The sequence below is a fragment of the Pseudomonas sp. ACM7 genome, from assembly GCF_004136015.1.
GTDB classification, from domain to species: Bacteria; Pseudomonadota; Gammaproteobacteria; order Pseudomonadales; family Pseudomonadaceae; genus Aquipseudomonas; species Aquipseudomonas frigoris.
Genome location: NZ_CP024866.1, coordinates 1,429,533 through 1,431,088, shown reverse-complemented (window position 1 = coordinate 1,431,088; position 1,556 = coordinate 1,429,533). Strand labels below are relative to the sequence as shown.

Sequence of the window (1,556 nt, the reverse complement as noted above, 5' to 3'; positions counted from 1 at the left end):
CGGTCATAGCGCAATCGCAAGGCACGGCCGGCGCCATTATCGAGGCGTTTGATGCGTTCGTGACGGTCACGGGTGATGCGCAGGCGGTTGTCGTAAGCGTCACTGATGGCCGTCAGCCGACCGTTATGAAAGTGATAGAACCGCGCCTCGTCACCCGCCTGGGCGAGGATCAATTCTTCGGGTTCATCGCCGAGATAAATCGCCGCCCGCGACAGGCTGTTGTTGATCGCGGGGCGTTCACTGTTTGGCAGCGGAAAAGTAGTGCGACGGTTTTCGTGGTCGATCCAGATGACGGTCTCGCCATCGATTTCCAGGTGATGGGCGAGGCTGTGACTCCAGCCGAAACCAAGGCCGCAGTCGATCTCGGCGGCGCTGGTGCGATAGAGCCGGGTGAAGTCGAACGGCAGGATGCCGTCCAGCGAGCCGTCGGTGAGGGTCAACAGTTCTTCGCCGGTGACCATCGACACCGGACATTTGTTGGTGGCGGTTTTATCAACGGAATCGGCGCTGTCGCCGTTGGGGTTTTTCGCTTGATTCGACGCGTCGTCGTGGTGTTCGTCTTTCTTTAGCGAAGCGTTGCGCCGGGCGCTCCAGCTCAACTGCATCCGGCCTTTTTTCATACCGGCTGCGATGCCCCTCGCGGCGACTTTTTTGTAGCGGTCGACGTAGCTGATGAAGCTGTTGATGATCGTGAAAATCGCTTTGACGAGGCGCAGAACAGCGCTGAGTAATTGCGCAGCTCGATTAGCCAGCCGCATCGTCAAATAGGCGATACCGGCCCCTGCTGCAGCGAACGTCAGAACGATGCCAATCAGGATGTCGATCAACAGTTGCACCACCACCGTCGACACGGCTTCGGCGGTTTTACCGGCGATCTCGCCGGGCGGCAGCATGTCCAACCAGAGGCTGGCGGTGCGTAGCAGCAGGCACAACGCCGCTTCATCACTGGCCAGCAGTTGGGCTTTTTCCATGACATCGGGGGCAGTTTCCGCAAGCTCACGCAATTGATCCGCGCCGCTGCCCAACCGCTCACCAAACTTCCCGGGATCCTTGAGAATGTCCGAAAGCAGTCCGATGCCGTCCCACACGCCCTCGATCGCCGCCCAGCTTCCCGCGAGCATTCCATTGCCTACAGCAACCGCAGACGATTCCGACCACTTCGGTTTGAACGTCTTCCACTCTTCACGCAGCCAGTGTTCGAGCTCATTCGTCAGCCCATCGTAGGAAGAGAAAAGGTCTTCAACCTGCTGCGGCGTGACTTCGTGGTGAACGTGAACGCGGTAGAACTTGCCGGGTGTACCGGTGAACGTTCCCTTGCCGTTTTTATCGAGGGTGACCGACGTCTTTTCGCCGCTATCGCTGGCAATCACATCGACCTGAATATTCCCCACGGGAATGTCATAAACCGATTCAAACTTGCTCTCGATCTCTAGCTCTCCACCCTTCGGGCATTGCACCACGGAGGAGAAAAAATCGTCGTCGCCACTGCTCACCGCAGTGCTGGCATTGCCGAAACTTATGATTCGCTCCATACCCATCAACGAAGGCAAATCAGC

General features: G+C 58.0%; 1 protein-coding gene. It reads right to left on the bottom strand.

Annotation, left to right across the window (positions count from 1 at the left end):
* A partial coding sequence (locus CUN63_RS06795; RefSeq protein WP_371928213.1) for a DUF6531 domain-containing protein occupies positions 1-1,556 on the bottom strand: 1,556 nt, incomplete at both ends.